General features: G+C 38.3%; 24 protein-coding genes. 14 read left to right on the forward strand and 10 right to left on the reverse strand.

All coding sequences use genetic code 11. From position 1 onward, the window contains the following. The first annotated feature begins 44 nt into the window (after nt 1-44). From argG to ACQY4U_RS20960, 5 genes are all read left to right on the forward strand, one after another. Nucleotides 45-1238: an argininosuccinate synthase gene (gene argG / locus ACQY4U_RS20940; RefSeq protein ID WP_428331410.1), complete on the forward strand. Its 1194-nt coding sequence runs from the start codon at nt 45-47 to the stop codon at nt 1236-1238. Then, nucleotides 1238-2245, forward strand: a complete 1008-nt coding sequence (argC, locus tag ACQY4U_RS20945; RefSeq protein ID WP_428331411.1) for an N-acetyl-gamma-glutamyl-phosphate reductase — start codon at nt 1238-1240, stop codon at nt 2243-2245. The genes argG and argC overlap by 1 nt, the downstream gene beginning before the upstream one ends. 117 nt (nt 2246-2362) lie before the next feature. After that, nucleotides 2363-3490 (forward strand): aspartate aminotransferase family protein, encoded by a 1128-nt coding sequence (locus tag ACQY4U_RS20950; RefSeq protein ID WP_428331412.1) that lies wholly within the window; start codon nt 2363-2365, stop codon nt 3488-3490. A gap of 42 nt (nt 3491-3532) precedes the next feature. Next, nucleotides 3533-4480 (forward strand): acetylornithine carbamoyltransferase, encoded by a 948-nt coding sequence (locus ACQY4U_RS20955; RefSeq protein ID WP_428331413.1) that lies wholly within the window; start codon nt 3533-3535, stop codon nt 4478-4480. Between the two features lie 33 nt (nt 4481-4513). Then, nucleotides 4514-5125 carry an FMN-binding negative transcriptional regulator gene (locus ACQY4U_RS20960; RefSeq protein WP_428331414.1) on the forward strand — a complete coding sequence of 204 codons (612 nt, stop codon included), beginning with the start codon at nt 4514-4516 and terminating at the stop codon, nt 5123-5125. Between the two features lies 1 nt (nt 5126). Here ACQY4U_RS20960 and ACQY4U_RS20965 read toward each other — a convergent pair whose 3' ends face one another. Continuing rightward, on the reverse strand, nt 5127-6377 hold the full coding sequence (locus ACQY4U_RS20965; protein WP_428331415.1) for a cation:proton antiporter: 1251 nt from the start codon (nt 6375-6377) through the stop codon (nt 5127-5129). A 66-nt stretch (nt 6378-6443) separates the two neighbouring features. After that, nucleotides 6444-7763, reverse strand: coding sequence for an NAD(P)/FAD-dependent oxidoreductase (locus ACQY4U_RS20970; protein ID WP_428331416.1), 1320 nt, complete (start codon nt 7761-7763; stop codon nt 6444-6446). Between the two features lie 348 nt (nt 7764-8111). On the opposite strand from ACQY4U_RS20970, the gene argB reads away from it, so the two are divergent. From argB to ACQY4U_RS20985, 3 genes are all read left to right on the forward strand, one after another. Beyond that, a complete protein-coding gene (gene argB, locus ACQY4U_RS20975) occupies nt 8112-8957 on the forward strand; it encodes an acetylglutamate kinase (protein ID WP_428331417.1) in 846 nt (281 codons plus the stop codon). Continuing rightward, on the forward strand, nt 8954-9778 hold the full coding sequence (gene proC, locus ACQY4U_RS20980) for a pyrroline-5-carboxylate reductase (protein ID WP_428331418.1): 825 nt from the start codon (nt 8954-8956) through the stop codon (nt 9776-9778). The genes argB and proC overlap by 4 nt, the downstream gene beginning before the upstream one ends. Nucleotides 9779-9956: 178 nt before the next feature. Further along, complete coding sequence (locus ACQY4U_RS20985) at nt 9957-11333, forward strand: aspartate kinase (RefSeq protein WP_428331419.1); 1377 nt, start codon at nt 9957-9959, stop codon at nt 11331-11333. An 8-nt stretch (nt 11334-11341) separates the two neighbouring features. On the opposite strand, the gene gpmA is transcribed toward ACQY4U_RS20985, so the two are convergent. Further along, nucleotides 11342-12031 (reverse strand): 2,3-diphosphoglycerate-dependent phosphoglycerate mutase, encoded by a 690-nt coding sequence (gene gpmA / locus ACQY4U_RS20990; RefSeq protein ID WP_428331420.1) that lies wholly within the window; start codon nt 12029-12031, stop codon nt 11342-11344. 109 nt (nt 12032-12140) lie between these two features. Here gpmA and ACQY4U_RS20995 point away from each other — a divergent pair, with 109 nt between their 5' ends. Together ACQY4U_RS20995 and ACQY4U_RS21000 are read left to right on the forward strand one after the other, a co-directional pair. Continuing rightward, entirely contained in the window at nt 12141-12719 is a 579-nt protein-coding gene (locus ACQY4U_RS20995; RefSeq protein ID WP_428331421.1) for an acetate uptake transporter, read from the forward strand. Between the two features lie 7 nt (nt 12720-12726). Continuing rightward, complete coding sequence (locus tag ACQY4U_RS21000) at nt 12727-13110, forward strand: SRPBCC domain-containing protein (protein ID WP_428331422.1); 384 nt, start codon at nt 12727-12729, stop codon at nt 13108-13110. A gap of 80 nt (nt 13111-13190) precedes the next feature. On the opposite strand, the gene ACQY4U_RS21005 is transcribed toward ACQY4U_RS21000, so the two are convergent. The 3 genes from ACQY4U_RS21005 to ACQY4U_RS21015 form a co-directional block, all read right to left on the reverse strand. Beyond that, nucleotides 13191-14573: an OmpA family protein gene (locus tag ACQY4U_RS21005; protein ID WP_428331423.1), complete on the reverse strand. Its 1383-nt coding sequence runs from the start codon at nt 14571-14573 to the stop codon at nt 13191-13193. Between the two features lie 295 nt (nt 14574-14868). Next, a complete protein-coding gene (locus tag ACQY4U_RS21010; RefSeq protein ID WP_428331424.1) occupies nt 14869-15966 on the reverse strand; it encodes a toxin-antitoxin system YwqK family antitoxin in 1098 nt (365 codons plus the stop codon). A 162-nt stretch (nt 15967-16128) separates the two neighbouring features. Then, nucleotides 16129-16554 carry an OsmC family protein gene (locus ACQY4U_RS21015; RefSeq protein WP_428331425.1) on the reverse strand — a complete coding sequence of 142 codons (426 nt, stop codon included), beginning with the start codon at nt 16552-16554 and terminating at the stop codon, nt 16129-16131. An 82-nt stretch (nt 16555-16636) separates the two neighbouring features. On the opposite strand from ACQY4U_RS21015, the gene ACQY4U_RS21020 reads away from it, so the two are divergent. After that, nucleotides 16637-17113: a hypothetical protein gene (locus tag ACQY4U_RS21020; RefSeq protein ID WP_428331426.1), complete on the forward strand. Its 477-nt coding sequence runs from the start codon at nt 16637-16639 to the stop codon at nt 17111-17113. A gap of 98 nt (nt 17114-17211) precedes the next feature. On the opposite strand, the gene ACQY4U_RS21025 is transcribed toward ACQY4U_RS21020, so the two are convergent. Beyond that, nucleotides 17212-17649, reverse strand: coding sequence for a DinB family protein (locus ACQY4U_RS21025; RefSeq protein WP_428331427.1), 438 nt, complete (start codon nt 17647-17649; stop codon nt 17212-17214). A 114-nt stretch (nt 17650-17763) separates the two neighbouring features. Between ACQY4U_RS21025 and ACQY4U_RS21030 the strand changes: the two genes are divergently transcribed. After that, the gene (locus ACQY4U_RS21030; RefSeq protein ID WP_428331428.1) at nt 17764-19002 is read left to right on the forward strand and encodes a nucleoside recognition domain-containing protein; all 1239 of its coding nucleotides are present in this window, start codon (nt 17764-17766) and stop codon (nt 19000-19002) included. 190 nt (nt 19003-19192) lie between these two features. Continuing rightward, the gene (locus ACQY4U_RS21035) at nt 19193-19603 is read left to right on the forward strand and encodes a hypothetical protein (protein WP_428331429.1); all 411 of its coding nucleotides are present in this window, start codon (nt 19193-19195) and stop codon (nt 19601-19603) included. Between the two features lie 194 nt (nt 19604-19797). Here the strand turns inward: ACQY4U_RS21035 and ACQY4U_RS21040 are convergent, their stop codons facing one another. Next, nucleotides 19798-20415 (reverse strand): TetR/AcrR family transcriptional regulator, encoded by a 618-nt coding sequence (locus ACQY4U_RS21040; RefSeq protein ID WP_428331430.1) that lies wholly within the window; start codon nt 20413-20415, stop codon nt 19798-19800. A gap of 139 nt (nt 20416-20554) precedes the next feature. Then, nucleotides 20555-21043: a DUF4126 family protein gene (locus ACQY4U_RS21045; RefSeq protein ID WP_428331431.1), complete on the reverse strand. Its 489-nt coding sequence runs from the start codon at nt 21041-21043 to the stop codon at nt 20555-20557. Between the two features lie 136 nt (nt 21044-21179). On the opposite strand from ACQY4U_RS21045, the gene ACQY4U_RS21050 reads away from it, so the two are divergent. Then, nucleotides 21180-21713: a hypothetical protein gene (locus ACQY4U_RS21050; RefSeq protein ID WP_428331432.1), complete on the forward strand. Its 534-nt coding sequence runs from the start codon at nt 21180-21182 to the stop codon at nt 21711-21713. A gap of 40 nt (nt 21714-21753) precedes the next feature. Here the strand turns inward: ACQY4U_RS21050 and ACQY4U_RS21055 are convergent, their stop codons facing one another. Continuing rightward, a complete protein-coding gene (locus ACQY4U_RS21055) occupies nt 21754-22722 on the reverse strand; it encodes a carboxypeptidase-like regulatory domain-containing protein (RefSeq protein WP_428331433.1) in 969 nt (322 codons plus the stop codon). Between the last annotated feature and the right edge of the window lie 95 nt (nt 22723-22817).

A 22817-nucleotide genomic window follows, 5' to 3' on the forward strand; every position in this document is an offset into this window, starting at 1 on the left:
TCATATCGACGCAAAGTATTGCGTTGCTACACAAACATAAATAAATGAAAAAGAAAGTTGTATTAGCTTATAGCGGAGGTTTGGATACCTCGTTCTGTTGCATCTACTTAACACAAGACTTAGGTTACGAAGTTCATTCAGTTATTGTAAACACTGGTGGTTTTAGCGAAGAAGAACTTAAGGGCGTTGAAGAACGTGCTTATAAAATGGGAGTTACCTCGCACCACGTGGTTGACGAAACCGAAAACTTCTACAATACCTGCGTGCGCTTTTTGATTTATGGCAATGTTTTAAAAAACAACACCTACCCCCTTTCGGTAAGTGCCGAGCGTGTTAGCCAGGCAACAGCTATAGCTAATTATGCTAAAGAGATTGGTGCCGAGTTTGTAGCACATGGAAGCACAGGTGCCGGTAATGATCAGGTACGTTTTGATATGATATTTAATATCCTTGTACCTGATGTGCAGATCATCACTCCTATCCGTGATTTAAAATTAAGTCGCGAAGCGGAGATTCAGTACCTAAAAGATCATGGTGTTGAAATGAATTTTGAAAAAGCCAAATACTCTATTAATAAAGGTATCTGGGGTACATCAGTTGGTGGTAAAGAAACACTTACTTCAAACTTAGGCTTACCTGAGGAGGCATGGCCTACGCAGGTAACATCGTCTGAAACTAAAAACATTGAGCTTGTTTTTGAAAAAGGTGAGTTAGTAGGTATTGATAACGAAAAGTTTGATCATCCAACAAAAGCTATCCAGGCATTACAAGCCATAGCACAGCCTTACGGCATTGGCCGAGATATTCACGTTGGTGATACAATTATAGGTATTAAGGGCCGTGTAGGCTTCGAGGCTGCTGCTCCTATGGTTATTATAAAGGCACATCATACTTTAGAGAAACATGTATTAACCAAATGGCAGCTATCATGGAAAGATCAGTTATCAGCTTTCTATGGTAACTGGCTACATGAAGGGCAGTTCCATGATCCTATCATGCGTAATATTGAAGCCTTTTTAAGTGATACACAGCAAAATGTTAGCGGTAAAGTATTTGTACAGTTAAACCCTTACCGTTTCCAGGTTGTAGGTATTGAGTCTGATCACGACCTGATGTCGAGCAAATTTGGTACTTACGGCGAAATGAACAACTCATGGAGTGGCGAAGATGTTAAAGGGTTCTCAAAAATATTTGGCAACCAGGTAATGATCTATCATAAGGTTAATTCAACCAACTAATGGAAACACAACACAATGAAAAAGCTGTTAAAATCAGGGCAGGGATAGTTGGCGGTGCAGGTTATACAGGGGGCGAAATGCTGCGCATCCTGATCAATCACCCTAATGTTGACATTGCTTTTATACACAGTACCAGCAATGCAGGTAACCATGTTTATGATGTGCATACCGATTTGTTTGGTGATACCGATCTTAAATTTGCTGCCGAATTAGCTTATAATATTGACGTATTGTTTCTTTGTGTTGGCCACGGCGATGCTAAAAAGTTTTTAGAGGCAAACCCTATCCCCGATAATATAAAGATCATAGACCTTAGCCAGGATTTCAGGTTAACGCAAAACGCGAAATTTAAAAGTAAAAACTTTGTTTATGGCTTGCCCGAATTAAACCGTGATGCTATTAAACAAGCCCACAATATTGCTAACCCCGGTTGTTTTGCAACCTGTTTACAATTAGGCTTACTTCCCATGGCTTCAAAAAACCTACTAAACAGTGAGGTGCATATTACCGCTACTACAGGTTCAACCGGTGCAGGGCAAAGTTTATCGGGTACTACGCATTTTACCTGGCGCAATGATAACCTGTCTGTTTACAAGGCATTTGAGCACCAACATTTAAACGAGATAGGGCAATCATTAAAGCAGTTACAGCCCGGTTTAAACCAGGCGATCAACTTTATTCCGTATCGTGGTGATTATACCCGTGGAATAATTGCTTCCATGTATACAGAAACAGATTTGTCTGATGCTGAAGCATTAAAGCTTTATCACCAATACTATGACGGGCACCCTTTTACCCATGTTACCACTAAAGATATTGACCTGAAACAGATAGTTAATACCAACAAGTGCTTTATACAGGTTAAAAAACATGGTAATAAACTATTAATTATCAGCATAATGGATAATCTACTTAAAGGTGCGTCTGGCCAGGCAGTACAAAACATGAATCTGATGTTCGGCTTAGATGAAAAAGCTGGTTTAAGACTAAAAGCAACAGGATTTTAAGAAAAAGATGATTTATAGGAGAAATTATCCTTGTAATCAGTTATTTATAGTTATATAATTAATACGGTAAAGAGCTAAATATCAAACTTTCGCTCTTTACTTTTTACCTCAAACGAAATGAAGTTATTTGACGTTTATCCTATCAATCCTATAAATATAGTTAAAGGACAAGGTAGTTTAGTATTTGATGACAAAGGTACCGAGTACTTGGATCTTTACGGTGGTCATGCGGTTATATCAATCGGACATACTAATCCTCATTACGTTAAACGACTGGAAGACCAGTTAAACCAGATAGGTTTTTATTCAAACTCAATCGAGATTCCCTTACAAAAGGAACTGGCCGAAAAATTAGGTCATCTTTCGGGTAAGGAAGATTACCAGCTGTTTTTATGTAATTCAGGCGCCGAGGCCAATGAGAATGCTTTAAAGTTAGCATCGTTTTATAACGGTAAAAAAAAGGTTATCGCTTTTACTGGTGCATTTCACGGTCGTACTTCACTGGCGGTAGCGGTAACAGATAATCCTAAAATCGTAGCCCCGGTTAATGAAACCGAAAATGTGGTATTCGTTCCGTGGAAAGATGAAGTTGCATTAGAACAGGCTTTCGCCGATAACGAGATCTCTTCGGTAATTATTGAAGGTATACAGGGCGTGGGTGGTATACAGGTAGCACCGGATAGCTTTTTACAAAAGATAAGATCCTTATGCGATGCCAACAACGCCGTTTTTATTGCTGATTCGGTTCAGTGTGGTTATGGCCGTACCGGTAAATTCTTTTCGCACGATTTTGCAGGCGTAAATGCCGATATTTATACAATGGCCAAAGGCATGGGTAACGGTTTCCCGGTGGGTGGTATCATTATATCGCCAAAAATACAACCTGCTTATGGCATGTTAGGTACTACTTTTGGTGGTAACCATTTAGCCTGTGCTGCAGCATTAGCCGTATTGGAAGTAATGGAGCAGGATAATCTTATGCAAAACGCAGCCGAAGTTGGCGGATACTTAATTGCCGAACTTAAAAAACTTGAACAAGTGAAAGAAGTACGCGGCCGTGGTTTAATGATTGGGATTGAACTCCCTGCCGAACTTGCCCATGTACGTAAGGAATTGCTGTTTAACCACCATATATTTACAGGTGAGGCAAAACCAAATGTAGTAAGGCTTTTACCTGCCCTAAACCTGACCAAAGCACATGCCGACAGGTTTTTAGAAACATTTGTAACTGTATTGAATCAATAAAAAAAAGCACGCCTCCGCAGGAGAAAACTATTGTTAGGCCTTATGAAACTATTTTCGTCCGTAAACGATGTAACTGATATTAAAGCACTTGTTAAAGATGCTTTACATTTAAAGCAAAACCCTTATGCTTATAAGGATTTGGGCGAAAATAAAACAATGGCCCTTGTGTTTTTAAATCCAAGCCTGCGTACCCGTATGAGCACCCAAAGAGCAGCCCTTAATATGGGTATGAATGTTATGGTGCTTAATTTGGATAAAGAAGGCTGGGCATTAGAACTGCGTGATAATGTGATAATGAATGGCACAACCGTTGAGCACATTCGTGAGGCTGCCGCTGTAATGGGTCAATATGCCGATATTATTGGCGTACGTTCTTTCCCCGGGCTAAAAAACCGGGACGAGGATTACAGCGAAATGATATTTAATAAATTTGTACAATTTTGTGGTGTACCGGTTGTTAGCCTTGAATCTGCAACACGCCATCCATTGCAAAGCCTTGCCGATTTGGTAACTATTGAAGAATTAAAAACCCGCAGCAGGCCAAAAGTTGTTTTAACCTGGGCACCGCATATAAAGCCATTACCGCAAGCCGTTCCAAACTCATTTGCTGAGTGGATGTGTAAGGCTGATGTTGACTTTACCATTGCCCACCCCAAAGGATACGAACTTTGTACCGATTTTACACAAGGCGCAACTATCACTAATGATCAGGATGAAGCTTTGGCCGATGCTGACTTTATCTACGTAAAAAACTGGTCGGCTTATGAGCCCTATGGTAAGTTACTACCTGGTAACGAGGATTGGATGCTAACCAATGAAAGACTTAAAATTACCCATGACGCCAAAGTAATGCACTGCCTCCCGGTTAGGCGTAACCTCGAATTATCAGACGAGATATTAGATGGAAAAAACTCAATTGTAGTGCACGAAGCTGCAAACCGAGTTTGGGCAGCACAAGCTGTTTTGAAGAAAATGCTTGAAAGTTTGTAGCAACAACCCTTCAACACAACTAACCCTGGCAAAATGTACATACCCGCTTTAAATAAGTTTACCGATCAGCAGGAAGTGGTCAGCTTTATGCAGCGCTACAGCTTTGCCACCATAATAACGGTTAAGGATAATGTACCAACAGCTACGCATCTCCCCTTTTTAGTACGGGAACGGGATGGACAGCTTATTATTTCTTCGCATTTCGCAAAGGCTAACCCACAGGCTAACGATATAGCAGATAACCGGGCCCTGATCATATTTACAGAGCCGCATGCATACATCTCACCCAAACATTACGAAAAAGAAACCGAGGTACCTACCTGGAACTATTTGGCCGTACATGCTTACGGTAATTGTTTTTTGTTAGATGGGGAAGAAAATAAAGCAGCCCTGTTAAAAGAAACCATTCAATATTACGAAGCCGATTACCTAAAACAATGGGACAGCCTGCCCGATTCCTTCAAACAGGGTATGATGAAAGGCATAGTAGCTTTTGAAATTGTGGTGGATGACCTGCAGGCTAAAAAGAAATTGAGCCAAAACAAAACACCAAAGGAGCGCGAAAATATCATCAATGAATTAAGCGCCTCGAAAAACACCAACGAGAGCGACACTGCTGCATATATGAATACTTCGGGTAAGTAAGCTATCCAGCCCCCTCATTTTTAATTGACGAATTAATTAGTTTATTAAGCGTTAAGCCCTGTATCACAATTGAAAATATTACGATAAAATAACTCCCGCATAAAATAACGTGGCGATATGGGCTGTAAGGCAGGGAGAGTGCCAGTGCAATAGAAACACCTCCCCTAACACCTGCCCAGGTAAGTATATTTATACTTTTGTAATTCACATTCAAGGTGCGGCGCAAAAAGGTTAAAGGGATTAGGATGCTCATCCAGCGGGCTACTAATATAAGCACGATTGCGATACCCCCAGTTAGCCAGTAATTGGTTATATATGGCAGATTTACCATTTGCAAACCTATCATTACAAATAATATAGTATTCAGCATTTCGTCTATCAACTGCCAAAACTTCTCCAGCGACTCATGCGACTTTTCTTTTTCATCAATGTTAATAGTGCGGTTCCCCATAAATAAGCCAGCCGAAACAACAGCCAGGGGAATTGACAAATCAAGGTAAGATGCAATTACGGAAACACTCATTACCAGCGATAAAGAAACCAATACAATAGTTTGAAAATCGGTAATGGATTTCATCAATCTGAAAGCAATAAAACCGGCGATTAAACCTAAAGCTACCCCACCAAAAACTTCCCTTAAAAACAATAGCGCGGTTTTAGCAAAGTTAATATTATCAACACCCGAATTTATGGCCTCAAGAATTGTGATGAACAGCACAAGGCCTACTCCATCGTTAAACAAAGATTCACCGGATATAATTGTAGCTAAGTTTTGAGGTAGCTTTGATGTTTTGATGATTGCACCTACTGCCACAGGATCTGTAGGCGAAATAAGGGCACCAAAAAGCAGGCAATAAATAAATGACATGTGTACGTTAAACAACAACGTTCCATAATAAAACAGCGCACCAAAAATACCCGTGGATAATATTACGCTTAAGGTGCTTAATATAAATACGGGTCTCAGTTCTTTTTTAAGCTTTTTGGTATTTGAATTAAATGATCCGGCAAACAGCAAAAAGCCAAGCATAATATTTAATACCGTACCCGAAAAATTGATGTTTTTAGCTAAAACCGTTAGATGGTTAGCCACTTCAGGATCAAGCTTATCAATAATAATGGTAATAAGCGATACAAAAATGGCTATGGTAATAATGCCAATAGTACCCGGTAACTTTATATAGCGGGCATTTATGTATGAATATACGGTGCTGATTACGACCAGCAATGCAATGATCAGAAATAGCTCCATTAACTTTATTTATTACCTTTTCTAAGTAAATAAAACGAAGTATGTTTTAATTTTTTAAAAATAACGTTATTTGGAGTCGGAGTCTGACATTCGGGTTTGGATATTAAAATACCTGATTACTAACCTATTATCACTATTTTTTGAGAAATAATTTATTGCCCAGCTAATAAAAACAATCCCCTTATTGGCAAAACCGGCTAATGACATAATGTGAACTACACCCCATAACAGCCATGCAAAAAATCCCTGGAAATGAAGTTTCCCCAAATCGGCCACGGCCTGGTTACGTCCAATAGTAGCTAACGATCCCTTATCTTTATATTTAAAAGGCCTGGTAGGCTGACCTTTGATGATGTTCAACAGGTTTTGACCCAATTGCTCACCCTGCTGAATTGCTGTAGGTGCTACACCTGGATGTCCGTTGGGATAATCCGGAGTTATCATGGCTGCAACATCGCCAATAGCATAGATATTCTGATAGCCCTTAACCCTGTTTATCTCATCAACATCGATACGGTTACCTCTTAAAATTTTTTCGGCAGGGATACCTTCGGGCATTTCGCCCTTTACACCAGCGGCCCAAAATACGTTGCGGGTTTTAATTGTTTTACCATCATCAATCTTTAGCTCAAGCCCATCATAACTTTGTACGTGCACACTGTTATAGATCCTTACCCCTGCTTCTTTTAAAAATTGTTTTGCTTTGCCTGATGCACCTGCCGACATAGATGCAAGCAGTTCGGCCTTACCTTCAATCAGGTAAACTTTCATATCGTATTTACTTACGCCATGATAATCCTTGCCTAAAATCAATCGTCTCATTTCGGCTAATGCTCCCGAAAGCTCCACACCCGTAGGGCCGCCTCCCACAACCACAAAAGTCATCAGGGCAAATTTTTCGTCCATATCTTTAGTAACAATTGCTGTTTCCAGGTTTTGAAGAATAAGGCTGCGCAGGTTAAGCGCCTCCGGAATATTCTTCATTGGCATTGCAAAATGCTCTATTTGCTTATTATTAAAAAAGTTGGTGTTTGATCCGGTAGCAATAATCAGGTAATCGAAATAAACCGTACCAATATTGGTGGTAAGGGTGTTATCTTCCGGATTTATCTTTTGAACTTCGGCCATGTTAAAGGTGAAGTTGTTATAATCAGTAAAAATCCTGCGGATTGGAAAACCAATAGAATCAGCTGCTATTGAGCCTATGGCTACCTGGTAAAGTAAAGGTTGAAAAGTATGATAGTTATGCTTATCCAGTAAAATAACATCAACTGGTGCATTTTTTAATTTTTTAGCTAACGCCAGCCCCCCAAATCCTCCGCCTATTATTACTACTCTTGGCCTGGTACTCTTGCTATTTTGATCCTGGGATGTTACAGTAAACATATTTTATATAAATTTCAATATTACACAATCTTTAATAACCGTATTGTAAACTTATTAGCGGTTTCATTTAATCAATTGTAAACTTATTATTATCAAGTTTATAATACAGACAGATTAGTATAAGGTTTTTTAACAATGGCGATTAGTAGCAACCAATCCATTACTTTAAGTGATTTTACTAATGCCTTAATTTTCAAATAGAATTAAACTACAACTAAATATTATTATTAAAAATCAGTCATTTTTCAGCATTAATAATAAAAAACAGGCCATTTATTACTATTTTTAACCGCATCGGGTATACAATAGAAGATATTATACTTCTATTTGTTTAATAATTGGTTAAATATGGATATAATTGGTACAGATTTAAGTCAGGAAGGCAATGTAATGACTGATAGAAACCTGTATATTATAAAAATTGGTGGAAATGTTATTGACAATTCCGAAAACCTGTATAAATTTTTAAAGGATTTTACGGCTCTGCCAGGTTACAAAATATTAGTTCATGGCGGTGGTAAAGTTGCCACGCAACTATCAGAAACTTTAGGCATTGAGCCCAATATGGTTGATGGCCGCAGGATAACTGATATTGAAACATTGCGGGTGGTGACTATGGTTTATGCGGGTTTGATCAATAAAAATATAGTTGCACAATTACAGCGCTTTGGTAACAATGCCATAGGGTTAACCGGAGCCGACGGTAATTTTATAAAAGCAAAAAAAAGACCGGTAAAAACTATTGATTATGGTTTTGTGGGCGATATTGACGAAAATTCAATTAATCCTGAAAACCTGAATAATTTAATAAGCGCAGGCTTTACCCCTGTTTTTTGCGCAATAACGCACGATGGTGATGGCCAGTTGTTAAATACCAATGCCGATACTATTGCATCGGCGCTGGCAGTGGCAATGGCTAAGGTATATATCACTACACTTATTTATTGTTTTGAAAAAAAGGGTGTATTGAAAGATATTAATGATGAGGGGTCACTCATAAGCGATATTAACCCTGAATACTACGAAGAATTAAAAATACAAAAAATTATACACAGCGGAATGTTGCCTAAACTTGATAATGCTTTTACAGCTATATCAAGCGGTGTAAAGGCTGTTATTATTGGTCATTCAGATGATCTGGGGAAATTGAAACATAACAAACCGTTCGGGACACTTTTAAGTAAAAACGCATGAATTCACAACAGCATATAGCAATTTTGGGTAGCGGAAACATTGGGCTATCACTTGCTAAGGGATTGGTTAAGGCCGGCATATGCAAACCACAGCAAATATCGCTTACGCGTAGAAATGCTGGTGCTTTATCGGCTTTATCCGAATTGGGTTATCATACAACTGATAATAACCTTAAGGCTGTTAGAAAAGCCGATTTTGTAGTTTTAGCGGTTTTGCCACACCAGCTAAACAAGCTATTGGACGAAATAAGACCATCTATAAAGCCCGAGAAGCAGTTATTGATCTCTGTAGTATCAGGTGTAAGTTGCGGTGATATTCGCACCCAGCTTGATCTTAATGTACAGATAGTGCGTGCTATGCCCAACACGGCTATTGCAATTGGCCAGTCAATGACCTGTATTGCTACCGATAACGGAACGCCAAAAAACATCAATTTTGTACGGTCATTATTTGAAACTGTTGGAGTTACCATTCAGATCAATGAGGAATTAATGACCTCTGCAACAGCGCTTTGTGCTTGTGGTATTGCTTTCTTTTTAAGGTCGATACGCGCGGCATCACAAGGTGGAACAGAAATTGGTTTCCATGCGCACGATGCCTTAAAAATGGCAGCACAAACAGCTAAAGGGGCAGCCGATCTGCTGCTACAGCTCTCATCGCATCCGGAACAGGAAATTGATAAGGTAACCTCACCAAGCGGTTGTACCATTGCAGGGCTAAATGAAATGGAGCATAATGGCTTCAGTTCGGCCATGATAAAGGGCATTAAGCTTTCTGCTGCTAAAGCAGGCGATCTTTACCACAAAAGCGAACAATCATAAACCCAAGTTTAATCATCGTTTCAATAAAAGCATATCAAAATGATAGCTTTTATTGAGCGGTAATCTATAATAGAATTGAGAATTAGCCCATACTTAACTGAAAACCAATTACAATTGCCACCATCAGCCCATGATGGTATAAATTTGGCATGTAAGCGTTAAGTGATTATTTAAAGACATGTTAACAGTAGAAAAAATTGGCGGTACATCTATGACCGCATTAAGCGATGTTATCAAAAACATCATCCTTTTTGAACGCAGCGGCAAGCAATTATATAACCGCATATTTGTAGTTTCAGCATTTTCAGGGGTTACTAACCTCCTGCTCGAAAATAAAAAAACTGGCGAACCAGGTGTTTACCATCGCCTGGCAACATTTAAGGATTTTCATAAACCTTTAAAAAATCTAACTATCCGCCTAAAGGAGATTAACAAAAGCTATGAAAGCTTAGGCTTAAATATAGCGGAGGCTGATCTTTTCATTGAAACCCGTATAAAAGAGGCACAAACTTACCTGGAGAACCTTTCGAACATCCTGGCATCCGGTTATGTAAGTAATGAGGGGATATTACAGGCAGCCCGCGAAATCCTGGCATCTATTGGTGAAAGCCATTCGGCTTTTAACTTTACCAATATCCTGCAAAATATGGGTATCAACGCTACCCTGATTGATTTGAGTGGATTCCATGATTACCGCTCCTACACAATTGATCAGCGTATAAAACACGATCTGCAAAATATTAAGTTTGAAGATACCATTTGTATAGTAACCGGTTACGCTAAAGGAACCGAAGGTATTATGCGTGAATTTGACCGCGGCTACTCAGAAGTTACCTTCAGTAAAATTGCGGTTGCGGTTAAGCCAGAAGAAGCGATCATCCATAAAGAATATCACTTATGTACGGCCGACCCTGTTTTGGTTGGTGTTGATAATTGTTTCCCGGTTGGAAATACCAACTACGACGTTGCCGATCAACTGGCTGATGTTGGTATGGAAGCTATTCATCCAAAGGCATCAAAGCCACTGGAGATAAATGATATAAACCTGCGTATTAAAAACACTTTTCAGCCCGAGCACCCGGGCACCCTAATTACTAAGGAATACATTTGCGAGCATAAACGCGTTGAAGTGATTACCGGTACCGAAAAGGTAATGATGATTGATATTTATGACCCATCAATGGTTGGCGCACCCGGCAGCGATTTGCAAATAATGCAGATGTTCTATAAATTCAACGTTAGCTATAGCTTTAAGGCAACCAGTGCAAACAGCATATCTATTGTTATTTGGGAAAAAGACTTCAACAAAAAACTCATCAGCGAGTTAGAAGATGACTTTGAAAAGGTAACTGTCGAAAAAATGGCAATGGTTTGCCTGATAGGTTCAAACATGGATCAGCCTGGCTTACTGGCAAAATCAGCAGCAGCATTGGCCGATAATGGTATCAATATTAAAAGCTGCGGCTTTGCATTGCGGAAAGTAAATATCCAGTTTTTAATAGCCCGCGAGGATTTTGATAATGCCATTATTGCATTGAATAAGGCCATGGGATAATAGCTACATTATTCTAAATAATAATGCCTTATCCTGTTTAAACCTTCGTCGAGCTCATAAATTAATGGTGTTCCGGTTGGGATATCAAGTTTTATTACTTCTTCATCGGTAAGATGATCAATATATTGTATAAGTGCGCGCAGGCTGTTGCCATGTGCGCACACAATAACTTTTTGATCTTTACGGATAGCAGGCACAATAATTTCGTTCCAGTAGGGCAATACCCTGTCCATCGTTTCACTTAAGTTTTCTGTAAGCGGCAGCTCCCGCTCGGTAAGATCCTTATACCTAAGGTCTTTACCCGGATAACGTTCATCATCTTTCGTTATGGCAGGCGGCAGCTCGTGCGGGTCGCGGCGCCATTTATGTACCTGCTCATCGCCATATTTTGCAATGGTTTCTTCCTTATTTAGCCCTTGTAGAGCCCCATAAAAACGTTCGTTTAAGCGCCACGACTTTTGCACGGGAATCCACAGGTGGTCAAGTTCGTCCAATACCACATGCAGGGTTTTTATTGATCGCTTTAAAACAGAGGCAAAGCCGGCATCAAAGTTATAACCATTTTTTTTTAACAGCTCGCCTGCTTTTTTTGCCTGATCAAAACCTTCAGGAGCTAAATCAACATCGGTCCAGCCGGTAAAACGGTTTTCCTTATTATAGATACTCTCTCCGTGGCGAAGCAACACTAATTTATACATAACTAAAAGCTTAACGGTAAAGTTAGGCTTCGGTTTGCAAATAAAATTGCCAAATGCATTTTATAAAATTAAATTGCATTGAAAACCAATTTAAAACCTTTTATAAATCATGATCCCAACTATTCCTGTTCAGGCAAAGGATGGCATTGCCAACCCTGCCCCACTCGGCCTGTGCGCCTTTGGTATGACAACCGTTTTATTAAACCTGCACAACGCCGGTTTCTTTGAGCTCAATTCAATGATACTGGCTATGGGTATTTTTTATGGCGGCCTGGCACAAGTTATAGCAGGTATAATTGAAGCTAAAAAGAATAACACATTTGGTTTAACCGCTTTTACATCCTACGGTTTTTTCTGGCTCTCATTGGTGGGCTTAATTGTAATGCCTAAGTTAGGTTGGGCGGTGGCGCCATCTGAAGCTGGAATGTGCGCCTATTTAATCATGTGGGGCGTATTTACCCTCTGCATGTTTTTTGGGACATTAAAACTAAACCGGGCATTACAGTTTGTTTTTGCATCCTTAACCATATTATTCTTTTTATTAGCTGCCGAACATGGTACAGGTAACAGTAGTTTTGGTAAATTTGCAGGCTATGAAGGCATTATCTGCGGCGCATCAGCCATTTACGCAGGTATTGCTAATGTACTTAACGAGGTTTACGGAAAAACTGTATGGCCTTTAGGCTAATGAATAAATGAAAGATCTAAAAAAATATTATCACCTGGCGGCAACGCCCGAAGAAATTTATACCGCATTAACTAACCCGCTTACCATTGAGCTTTGGACAGGAGAAACTGCTATTATGTCGACCGTTGCTGGTTCTGAATTTTCAATGTGGGAAGGTAGCATAGTAGGCAAAAACCTGGAGTTTGAAGAGAACAAAAAAATAGTACAGCAATGGTATTTTGATGGTTTGCCCGAGCCGTCAATAGTAACTATAAAGCTGCATGCTGATAAAGATGCAACCTCTGTAGAGTTGAAGCACACCAATATACCCGATGAAGAATTTGTAGATATGGCTGAGGGCTGGAATAATAGCTATTTTGGCGCTTTGCAGGAGTTTTTTGAAGGCGAATAACCAAAGCTTTTAAAAAGCACTTAAATAACAAAAGCCGCTCAATTGAGCGGCTTTTGTTATTATATATTATCAGTTATAGTTTAGAATAATGTAAACTCTACCCTACGGTTGATTTGACGGCCTGCAGCAGTTTTGTTTGTTGCAATTGGTTGTGTTTTACCATAACCTGTAGCCTCAATACGTGATGCATTTGCACCCTGGCTTACTAAGTAAGTTTTGATTGCTTCTGCACGGTCTTTTGATAATTTTAAGTTTGCATCAGCAGAACCTACGTTATCAGTATGACCCGCTAATTTTAAGCTAAAGTTTTTATCAACCAATAGTTGAGCAACTTTATCTAAACTTGGTTTTGAATGATCGCGGATAGTTGCTTTACCAAAGTCAAATTCAAGATTCTTGATTGCTTCTTTTACAACTTTTCTGTCTTCTTCAGTTACATAAACTTTTACGTTTTTAGTAACCGGAAGCGGACAACCTGAACCATCAACCTGAGTTCCGGCTGGGGTATTAGGACATTTATCGAAAAAGTCAGGAACACCATCACCATCGCTATCAACAGTAAATTTAGCCAGATTAGCATTTGTAGTGTTAAGGTCATTCCTTAACTGATCATTTTTAGCTTTTTCTGCATCTATCTGAGATTGCAATTGGTTTTTAGTATTCTGATTTTGCCATAAATATTCGGTCCTCATTGATGAAACTGGGTTATGCGTAGCTAATTGTGGTTTTGAGCGTTTACCCAAAGCAAACTCTAAACCAATGTGTGCGTATGAAAACTTATCGTTAGTTGATCCGTATGAGTATCCGTCAACGTCATCAGCATAAGTAAAGTTAACCTGGTAACCTAAATCAAGGTTTACACCTGGTGCTACGTCAAATTTCAAACCTAAACCTACCGGTACATAAACAGTATGTGTTTTGTTTGTACCACCGTTTAAGTTTTCTTTGTTACCGGCTGCAGTAGTTAATACTGGTGAATAGTTTAATAAACCAGCACCTGCAGTTATGTACGGCTGAATTGCACCTTTATTATGGCGCCAGTTAATGTTAGCTAAAGTAAAGTTACCGCTTAAAGCAACACCGTAATTTAGTTTGGTATCGTATGAGCTGTAAGGAGAAACACCGGCAGCATCAGGCTGTGAATTATGGCCTGCTACAGTACCACCCAGGAAATCGGCCTGGATACCAAATGATGGCAATATTTGTTTTTTAATGTAACCACTATAGCCAATTTTAGTATTAGGGCCAGTAAAATCTTGTTTGCTGTTTGATCCAAATACAGTAAATGGATTAATTACACCACCACCAATACCTATTGACCACGTGCGGAATGCATCACCGCTTGAAAACGGTTTAACATAATCTTTTGACACCTGGGTAGAATCGCCTGTTTGAGCGAATAGTTTACCGCCTACCAAAATTCCTGTTAACAGAAGGGAGGCTTTTTTTAAATTTGATTTCATATTGTTGTAATTTAAATATGTCCATTTTTGATAACTGAACATACCCGCTTAAGGCAACATTAGTGCCATGCCAAATTCTTAATTCTTAAAAAGAGGTTAAAAGATCATTAAGAAATAATCAAAAAGAAGCGCTTACAACTTGTAAATACTTGATAACTAACAGCTATTTGACTAAATTGGTTTACAAGTCAGTAATAGGTGTTTGCACCGATAAAATCATCAAAATTAGTTTGGTATGCATGCCTACAATTGAGCTAAAAACTATACATTTTTGTAGCTTTTACCTATAAAATGGCTAATATCTTATGGGCAAAAACTGGAAAGAATAATGATAAGACCCCCTATTGATCTCATAGGTGATTCTAAACTTCTGTACTACTGGCTTCCCGTCTACCGTAGCAGGATTTAAACGGGGAAGCATACTTATTTGACGGATTAAACCCGAAGAAATATCATCCCTGATATAACCATGTGTAGTTAAATTTATAATAGTTCCTTCTACCGAAATATCGCCAGAGATAGTAAAAGTATTACCAATACCCTCTAAATCCTTACTTTGCAAAAATCTTGTCGTTATATCACGCAGATCGTCATTAAAGGTATTTAATCCTCTTTTATATTGTGCACTTATAATGTGTTTGCGTGGTACTGCATTACAGGGTAAACCCATATATAACTTTTCGGCATTGATAAAAGGTAAATAAGAACTGCTGATTAGGCTGATACGCGATGCATTGGTATAGTCGCCCATCTGGTTTGATCCTTCGGTAAATACTCCTTTTTTAAAACGTTCCGTTGCTATAGATGTATTGCTGGCATCATCGGTTCTATACATTTTCCAGCTACCGTCTGGTTTGCCGTTAACCAATTTACCTTTCCAGTAATAACCATCCAGATCGGCCTTATAGATCCCGGCACCATTGTCAACTACTTTAGCACCATCTTTAGTCCAGGCGTTAATTATAGTGAAAGATGCATCCGCTGCATCAAAAGTAAGTTCGGGCTTTCCATCGTCGTAAAACATTTCCCAACGGCCATCAAACACGTCATTTTTAAAACTGCCTTTTGCTTGTATATTCCCGTTTAGGTAATGCAAAACAAACAAACCGTTCTTTAAACCATCAGTGGTGTAAGTACCTTCTGAAACTATCACCTCCGGATTAGCTTTACTCACATCCTGAAATTTCCCATAAAACTTCCGTGTTTGAAAATTGAGCCTGGTGTGACGTATAATTTGCGCGCAGCTATCCTCAATTAAATAAAACTTATCGTTTAAGGGAAGGTTTACACTGTCCCTGTCAATATTATGAAAGTCCAAACGTCTGACAACATTTTGGCCATCGGCAATAAAAATACTGATTAAAAAAAATGCGATAAGTAAAACTTGCTTCATGATATTGGTTTGGTATTCAATTTTAATAAATTTATACCAAACAGCCATAAAAATCATAAACTTTCTGGCTATAGCATTATCAAAATTTATGATACAAAAAATGCTCATTAAACATTAGTAAATGTTCAACAAGCATTAGTTAAAATAATAAAAATCAGTTAATTAAGCAGGATGTATTATTACACTCCAATTAATTTTGGCACCGGCTTTTTCTAAAGTAGCAGCTACCGAACAGTATTTACCTAATGATAACTCTGCTGCTTTCACAGCCTTATCCTGGTCTATAATGCCATATAAGTGAAATTCGATAGTAATATTTTGCCATAGTGACGGCTCTTTACCTGTTTCCCTATCGCCGTTAACCACCATTTTATAGTCCTTAATTTCTTGGCGTTGTTTTTTAAGGATAGCTATTACATCAATTGCAGAGCAACCGGCTAATCCCATCAATAACATTTGCATCGGGCGCACACCAAAGTTTTCGCCGCCGCTTTCGGGGCTGCTATCCATTTTTACGGTATGACCATATTCGTCTGTGGCTTCAAAGCCAAAATCGCCCTGTACGCGCGATAGTTCTATTTTAGGCATATTTAAATAACAATAAAGCTAAGTTAGGCTTTTTTATAGAATGATAGTTTAACTTAGATGTAATATTAACAGCCTGAAAAATATGAAAAACCTGTTCTTTGTTATGCTGATGCTTTTCTTATCGGCAAATTGCTTTGCTCAAAAAGGCCTGATCTCGTACGATGATATTAAATACCTGCTGCACAATAACCTGAACCATGCTGATACTTTTTTGGTGGCTAAAGGCTATTTAATTACCCAAAGCAGGAATGATAAAAAGAACAGAAAATACACCCAGACCTTACAGGGAGGCACACATAATAACATTGGTATACGGCTTGATGGTAAAAGGTTATTTATTGAAATTGAAACCAATGAATTATCACAGTACACCATTATCCGCGAATCAATTGCGCAATATCTTATAAAGGATGGAATGGTAGCTGATATTCAATCGTATGCGGTAAAAGATCTTGGCAATATTTATATCACCGTTAATGATACCGCGCCTTACGATCCGATGCGTAAAGATTACGACATACAGGTTGTTGGCGATAAACATATCATTATTTATAATTAGCCATTGTAGTTATCTGTCCTTAACCGGGATTTTTTAGCCAGCGGCGTACCAGAATATCCTTACGGTTGTAAAGAAAACTTACCTGGTGCATCCATTATTCAACTGTAAAGTTGCTTTAAGTGATGTTTTAAATGCGCTACATAATCCTTTGCCAGCCACTCAACGGTATGCAGATGGCGCTCTATTTTACTGTTATCACATTTAATTAAAAGGCGGTCTTTCGGGTAATTATCCAGCACCCTGATAATCTGCATATTTAATAAACGCCACAAGGTTAAAAGCTCAGTAACAGCTGCCTGATTGTAATGCTGGGCAATAACCCATTCCTCCTGTGCATATATCAATTTAAAATTCTCTTCGTAAGTGCAGCGAACAAAGCGCTGCAGGTTTACCTGTGCGCTATCAATCAGATGGCCGATGATCTCTTTCTTCGACCATTTATTAGCCCCGGGCCTGTAATCCCAATCAATAAATGCCTGATCCATATTTAACAGATCATCAATTGCGGTTTTTAATTGGCTGGTAGTTGAGGTCATAAATAAAGTTTTATAAGTAAACAAGGATACATCCTTGTACTAAAATTACTTTTAAAGATGGTTATTCGTAATAAATTATCAAAAAACTTTATCTTCAAAGCCTGAACATTTACTATGGCGCTAAATTATATCTGGATAGCTTTTTTTATAATAGCATTTATCATAGCACTGATAAGGCTGATATTTTTTGGCGATACAGAAATTTTTATGCACCTGGTATCGGGCATGTTCGATTCATCAAAATCGTCTGTAATGGATATCGCCCTGCCGCTTGCAGGTAATATGGCCCTGTGGCTGGGAATTATGAATATAGGCGAAAAGGCCGGTGCTATTAATTTCCTGTCGCGCATAGTTGGTCCATTTTTTAACCGTTTATTTCCTGAGGTTCCTAAAGATCACCCGGCCACCGGGCAAATACTGATGAGCTTTTCGGCCAATCTTTTGGGGCTTGATAATGCTGCTACCCCACTCGGCTTAAAAGCGATAGGGAGTTTACAGGAGCTTAACCCGGATAAGGAAACAGCTTCAAATGCACAGATCATGTACCTGGTTCTGCTAACATCTGGCTTACAGATACTTCCAGTTACTATTATTGCCCAGCGGGCGATTTTACACGCTACTGATCCTACCGATATATTTATTCCATGTATCATCGCTACCTATGTATCAGCAGTGTGCGGAATGTTGTTTGTTGCTGTAAAACAAAAAATAAACCTGTTCGATCGAGTTATTATCAGCTGGTTAGGTGGTATAACCGCATTTATAACCCTGCTGGTTTGGTACTTTACGGTTTGCTTAACAAAAGAGCAGATAGGCCTTGTATCAAAAGTGGCAAGTAACCTGATGCTATTTTCAATCCCTGTAATATTTATTGTGGGTGCTATTTACAAAAAGGTAAATGTGTTTGAAACCTTTATTGAGGGGGCTAAAAAAGGCTTTGAAACCTCAGTAAAAATAATTCCATATTTGGTTGCTATGCTGGTTGGTATCAGTGTTTTTAGGGCCTGTGGCGCTTTGGGTTATATTAATGATGGATTAAGATGGGTGGTTATGCAATTTCACTTAGATACGCGCTTTGTGGATGCCATGCCGGTAGCCTATATGAAGCCTTTAAGTGGCTCCGGATCAAAAGCAATGATGATCAATATCATGACCACCTATAAACCCGATAGCTTTGCCGGGCGCTTAGGTTGTATTTTTAACGGATCTGCCGATACTACTTTTTATATAGTTGCTTTATATTTTGGATCAGTAGGTATAAAAAAATCCCGGTATGCTATTCCGGCTGGTTTATTTGCTGATTTTGCAGGCATTATTGCAGCTATTTTTGTTGCCTATTTATTTTTTGGATAATTACCATAAATTAAGCCATTAATTTAATTAGCAATAAACTATCATTAAAATTAATAAACATAACTATCTAATAAACTGATACTTAAATTAGTTTAAAAAATTATATTCTCTTGTTTTTTTTATCAAAAAAAAGTAAAATTCATAAAACCAGTGGTTTTAAAATACACGTAAGTATTTAAAATTATGGATTATGAAAAGAGATTACTTAACCGAAAAAGAGCTTAATAAAAAATCTACAAAGGAAGGTATCTGGATACTTTTTGTATTTATCCTGCTATTTATTTTCGTAATATTCAGGATAGCTATCAGATCTGGTACTAACGATAGATTGTTTGGTTCGCTGCCTACAAAAAATGATGCTTTTCAAATAGCTAAAGACTACCTAAGGCCAAATTTTAAGACACAGGATATAGAATTTAACGACGATGACTTTCAATGCAGTAAAAACGCCGATTCGATTTATGTTGTAAAATCATACTTTAAAACTCTATTGGCGGGAAGCGCTAATCCACAAACCAAATTTATTATAACTTTAAAATACAATGGGGGTGAAAATAACCGCGACAGGAACTGGACGGTTATGAAGCTGATAGAAAACTAAAAAAGCAGGCAGAAAATAATCCCTGCCCGCTTCAATCACTCTAAAACAATCACCTCTGATTAGAAGTATTTTTAATAATTACTTCTGGCAACAAACTGACTAAAATAATTATTTAGTCAAAGATATTGATAATGTTTGTTTGCAAAGAAAATAGGGAGTCTTTTTACCAATAGGTGACAGTAGTAAAACTGTGCCTAATACATTAAACCTTTGATAAATATATCTGCTAAGAGCAGCCTTTTCGAGCGAATCTCTTCCAAGTGTTCTTTATGAGGAAACATTGGTTTTTTGTGCGACATTGCTTTTACCCTTACACCATGTAAGGCATCCAGCAAAAGAGCAACAACTTCGGTTGGATTTGGAACGGGCTTAATTGCGCCTTTGGTAACCTCTAAATCAATGGCACTAACTAACAGATCAATTTCTGTTTGATGTACTTCTTCAACAATTTCCCAGATCATATCAGGTAAATTCTGTTCATTTAGCCTGAAAAAATCAAAGAAGTTGTAATTGCTTACTATAAAATGGTGCTGGGTATCAATCTGAAAAATAAAGGCTTCTTTCAGATCAGCAAACGTGTTTATTTTATCCTGTAAAATTTTTAAATAATCGGCAGCAACCTTACGCATAACAGCAACATAAAGCTGGCTCTTATCCGGAAAATAATAATAAAGCAAAGCTTTTGACATTGACAGATCACCGGCTATCTCATTCATCGTGGTTTTTGAATAACCAAAATGAAGAAACCGATGATGAGCAGCCTCTAAAATCTTCTCCTTTTTTATATCCTGCTGATCGGTAGCTGAAATCATTTAATAAATAGATTATTTAAAGTATACCTGTTAAATATATAATTAGTTGCTCAACGCTCCTGACTATTTTAACAAATTTATCAATTTTTATAAATATTGTATTGTACTATGGTCATAACCATGTATAATTAAGTGTTTATTATACAGTTTCTACCAAGCCAATCCCTGCCCCTATAACCAGTGCATCCTCAATGGCACCAATTATTGGGTCGAAAATATGGGTGCTGCTTACAATCTCCTTTCGTAAAAAATAGCTGCCATAAGTTGCACCCAAAGCTGCAACCGAGCCTAACAACGCACCTGTAATTGCATTGTTACCACTTACCTTATAAATACTTGCACCTGCAAGCGAACCCGTTAAACATCTGAACGCTACACCTGCCGTTTTTATCCTGTTGGGCGTATTTGGCAGTTTATCACCAATAAATTCGCCAACGGCAAAAACTTTAAGCAACAAGGCCATTTTATCAGATTGCATAAAACTTAATGCTGATCTGGAAAACCGCCCCGAATGATGATGACTTAAAATATGACTGGCTATTGCCGGGGCTGATGCTGAACGCATACCCGCTATTACACCCAAGCCTACAAGCTGCCAAAACGGATTTGATATTTTTAGTTTTCTCATTATACAATCAATTGTGTTTTTTATTGATTACAACAATCATTCCTAATGTTGTGTGTAATTAAAATTTCTGTTAATTAAATTTTGTAAATCAATAATTAAAAACCGTTGTTCATCAAATAAATAAAACATCTGTACCATGAAACTACGTGAAAATAATCCGCTTGGGGAGTTAGGCAGCGCTATTGGAATTGGTTTGCTTGCCGGTTTGGCCGGAACTGCCGCCATCACCCTATCGCAAATGATAGAAATGAAAATAACCAAACGCGAACCAAGCGAAGCCCCTATTAAAGTTGCCACCGAAACTACTGGGATTAAACCGGCTAATGCCGCTGAAAAAGAAAAAGTATCGCAGGAGATCCACTGGGCTTATGGTACTGTTTGGGGTATAGCACGCGGACTAATTGGTTTAACCGGATTAAAAGGCATACCAGCTAATATAGCTCATTTTGGGGCCATCTGGGGCACCTCAATGATTATGCTGCCTGCTTTTAAAGCTGCACCTCCTGTAACAGAAGAAGACCCGAAAAGCATTGCTATTGATGGCTTTCACCATGCTGTTTATGCACTTGCCGCGGGCATTGTTTTTGATACCATAGCTTCAGGATCAAAAAACCAAAAACGTTTAGATAAACTGATTGGTAAACTACAGTTAAAAGGGCTTATTAAATAAATATGAATAGAGAGGGTCATTTAAATAATGGCCTTCTTTATTACGGATTTAAGCTAATACCTAAATCACGCAGATAATCCTCATCAATATCTCTTGAGCTTTGGGCCGCCATAAACTTATCGGCATCGGTTCCAAAAATTTCTTTGATCGCCTTTTTCTTAATTGAGAATGATTGAGGCTGTCCGTTTGGAAGTTTTACATAATAATATTTTACAGCATCGGTATATTCATCATATTTATTGCCCGATGTTATTATTCCATCGGTATGAAAATCAGCCCGCACTAATTTTGTTTCTATCTTTTTGTAAATCTTTATTTTGGGTGTGCTCACTAAAACTTCTATAAAAGGCTCTTTATTGATGGTTGGGGCACTTTCAAACATATGCGAATGGGCTTTATCATCAAACAGCATAAAATACTTTACCTGCTGTTTATCTACAGCCATTGGTGTACCATTATTTTGCTTATAAATTACATTGCCATTAATTTTATCATAATTATATAAGTTACCCGCACTTTGTGCAAGGGCATCAATATTGGTAACGGCAAAGCCATGTACCCAATTGTTAAAAAGATAGGGACTTCCCTTAGTTTCCTCCTGATTAAAACCAGCTTTAATTACTTGCTGCCCGCCAGTTTCAGCAACAATACCCTGCGAAAAAATATTTACCGAGCCATTTGAACCACTGCCTGCTGCCGAAGTACCTGAACCACTACCCGATGTTCCTCCCGTCATTACAATACTCAGCGAGGTTTTATTATCAATTTTGGTTTCAATATCGCTAAAGTTTGGGGCTGTTATAATTAATGATGAAGCAGGATCGGCCCTGAGCTGAAATACACCGCTTGAATCAGAATAGGTTGCATAATTGTGATGGGCGTCCCTTATAAAAGCAAACGGAACCCCCTGCCCCTGCTGGTTGTGAACGGTGCCGCTAATTGAAATAGTTTGGCTAAAGCCCAATGTGCTTAAAAGCATTAATAAAAAAAGGAGGTTAATTATTTTCATGGGACTAAATGATGATTAATGTTTACACTGCATAATATAGCGTATATCTTTCAAATAACATTATTAAAACACAATGCAACAGCTTATTACAACAA

It is taken from the genome of Mucilaginibacter sp., from assembly GCF_965277465.1.
Taxonomy (GTDB): Bacteria; Bacteroidota; Bacteroidia; order Sphingobacteriales; family Sphingobacteriaceae; genus Mucilaginibacter.

Bases quoted from the DNA above. Each gene is read 5' to 3' on its own strand.
- ACQY4U_RS21005 (WP_428331423.1), bottom strand. From the start codon at position 14,573: ATGAAATCAAATTTAAAAAAAGCCTCCCTTCTGTTAACAGGAATTTTG.
- argC (WP_428331411.1), top strand. From the start codon at position 1,238: ATGGAAACACAACACAATGAAAAAGCTGTTAAAATCAGGGCAGGGATA.
- ACQY4U_RS20960 (WP_428331414.1), top strand. From the start codon at position 4,514: ATGTACATACCCGCTTTAAATAAGTTTACCGATCAGCAGGAAGTGGTC.
- ACQY4U_RS21000 (WP_428331422.1), top strand. From the start codon at position 12,727: ATGAAAGATCTAAAAAAATATTATCACCTGGCGGCAACGCCCGAAGAA.
- ACQY4U_RS21045 (WP_428331431.1), bottom strand. From the start codon at position 21,043: ATGAGAAAACTAAAAATATCAAATCCGTTTTGGCAGCTTGTAGGCTTG.
- argB (WP_428331417.1), top strand. From the start codon at position 8,112: ATGGATATAATTGGTACAGATTTAAGTCAGGAAGGCAATGTAATGACT.
- ACQY4U_RS21040 (WP_428331430.1), bottom strand. From the start codon at position 20,415: ATGATTTCAGCTACCGATCAGCAGGATATAAAAAAGGAGAAGATTTTA.
- ACQY4U_RS20970 (WP_428331416.1), bottom strand. From the start codon at position 7,763: ATGTTTACTGTAACATCCCAGGATCAAAATAGCAAGAGTACCAGGCCA.
- ACQY4U_RS21055 (WP_428331433.1), bottom strand. From the start codon at position 22,722: ATGAAAATAATTAACCTCCTTTTTTTATTAATGCTTTTAAGCACATTG.
- proC (WP_428331418.1), top strand. From the start codon at position 8,954: ATGAATTCACAACAGCATATAGCAATTTTGGGTAGCGGAAACATTGGG.
- ACQY4U_RS20985 (WP_428331419.1), top strand. From the start codon at position 9,957: ATGTTAACAGTAGAAAAAATTGGCGGTACATCTATGACCGCATTAAGC.
- ACQY4U_RS20955 (WP_428331413.1), top strand. From the start codon at position 3,533: ATGAAACTATTTTCGTCCGTAAACGATGTAACTGATATTAAAGCACTT.
- ACQY4U_RS21025 (WP_428331427.1), bottom strand. From the start codon at position 17,649: ATGACCTCAACTACCAGCCAATTAAAAACCGCAATTGATGATCTGTTA.
- ACQY4U_RS21010 (WP_428331424.1), bottom strand. From the start codon at position 15,966: ATGAAGCAAGTTTTACTTATCGCATTTTTTTTAATCAGTATTTTTATT.
- ACQY4U_RS20995 (WP_428331421.1), top strand. From the start codon at position 12,141: ATGATCCCAACTATTCCTGTTCAGGCAAAGGATGGCATTGCCAACCCT.
- ACQY4U_RS21030 (WP_428331428.1), top strand. From the start codon at position 17,764: ATGGCGCTAAATTATATCTGGATAGCTTTTTTTATAATAGCATTTATC.
- ACQY4U_RS20950 (WP_428331412.1), top strand. From the start codon at position 2,363: ATGAAGTTATTTGACGTTTATCCTATCAATCCTATAAATATAGTTAAA.
- gpmA (WP_428331420.1), bottom strand. From the start codon at position 12,031: ATGTATAAATTAGTGTTGCTTCGCCACGGAGAGAGTATCTATAATAAG.
- ACQY4U_RS21015 (WP_428331425.1), bottom strand. From the start codon at position 16,554: ATGCCTAAAATAGAACTATCGCGCGTACAGGGCGATTTTGGCTTTGAA.
- ACQY4U_RS21035 (WP_428331429.1), top strand. From the start codon at position 19,193: ATGAAAAGAGATTACTTAACCGAAAAAGAGCTTAATAAAAAATCTACA.
- ACQY4U_RS21050 (WP_428331432.1), top strand. From the start codon at position 21,180: ATGAAACTACGTGAAAATAATCCGCTTGGGGAGTTAGGCAGCGCTATT.
- argG (WP_428331410.1), top strand. From the start codon at position 45: ATGAAAAAGAAAGTTGTATTAGCTTATAGCGGAGGTTTGGATACCTCG.
- ACQY4U_RS21020 (WP_428331426.1), top strand. From the start codon at position 16,637: ATGAAAAACCTGTTCTTTGTTATGCTGATGCTTTTCTTATCGGCAAAT.
- ACQY4U_RS20965 (WP_428331415.1), bottom strand. From the start codon at position 6,377: ATGGAGCTATTTCTGATCATTGCATTGCTGGTCGTAATCAGCACCGTA.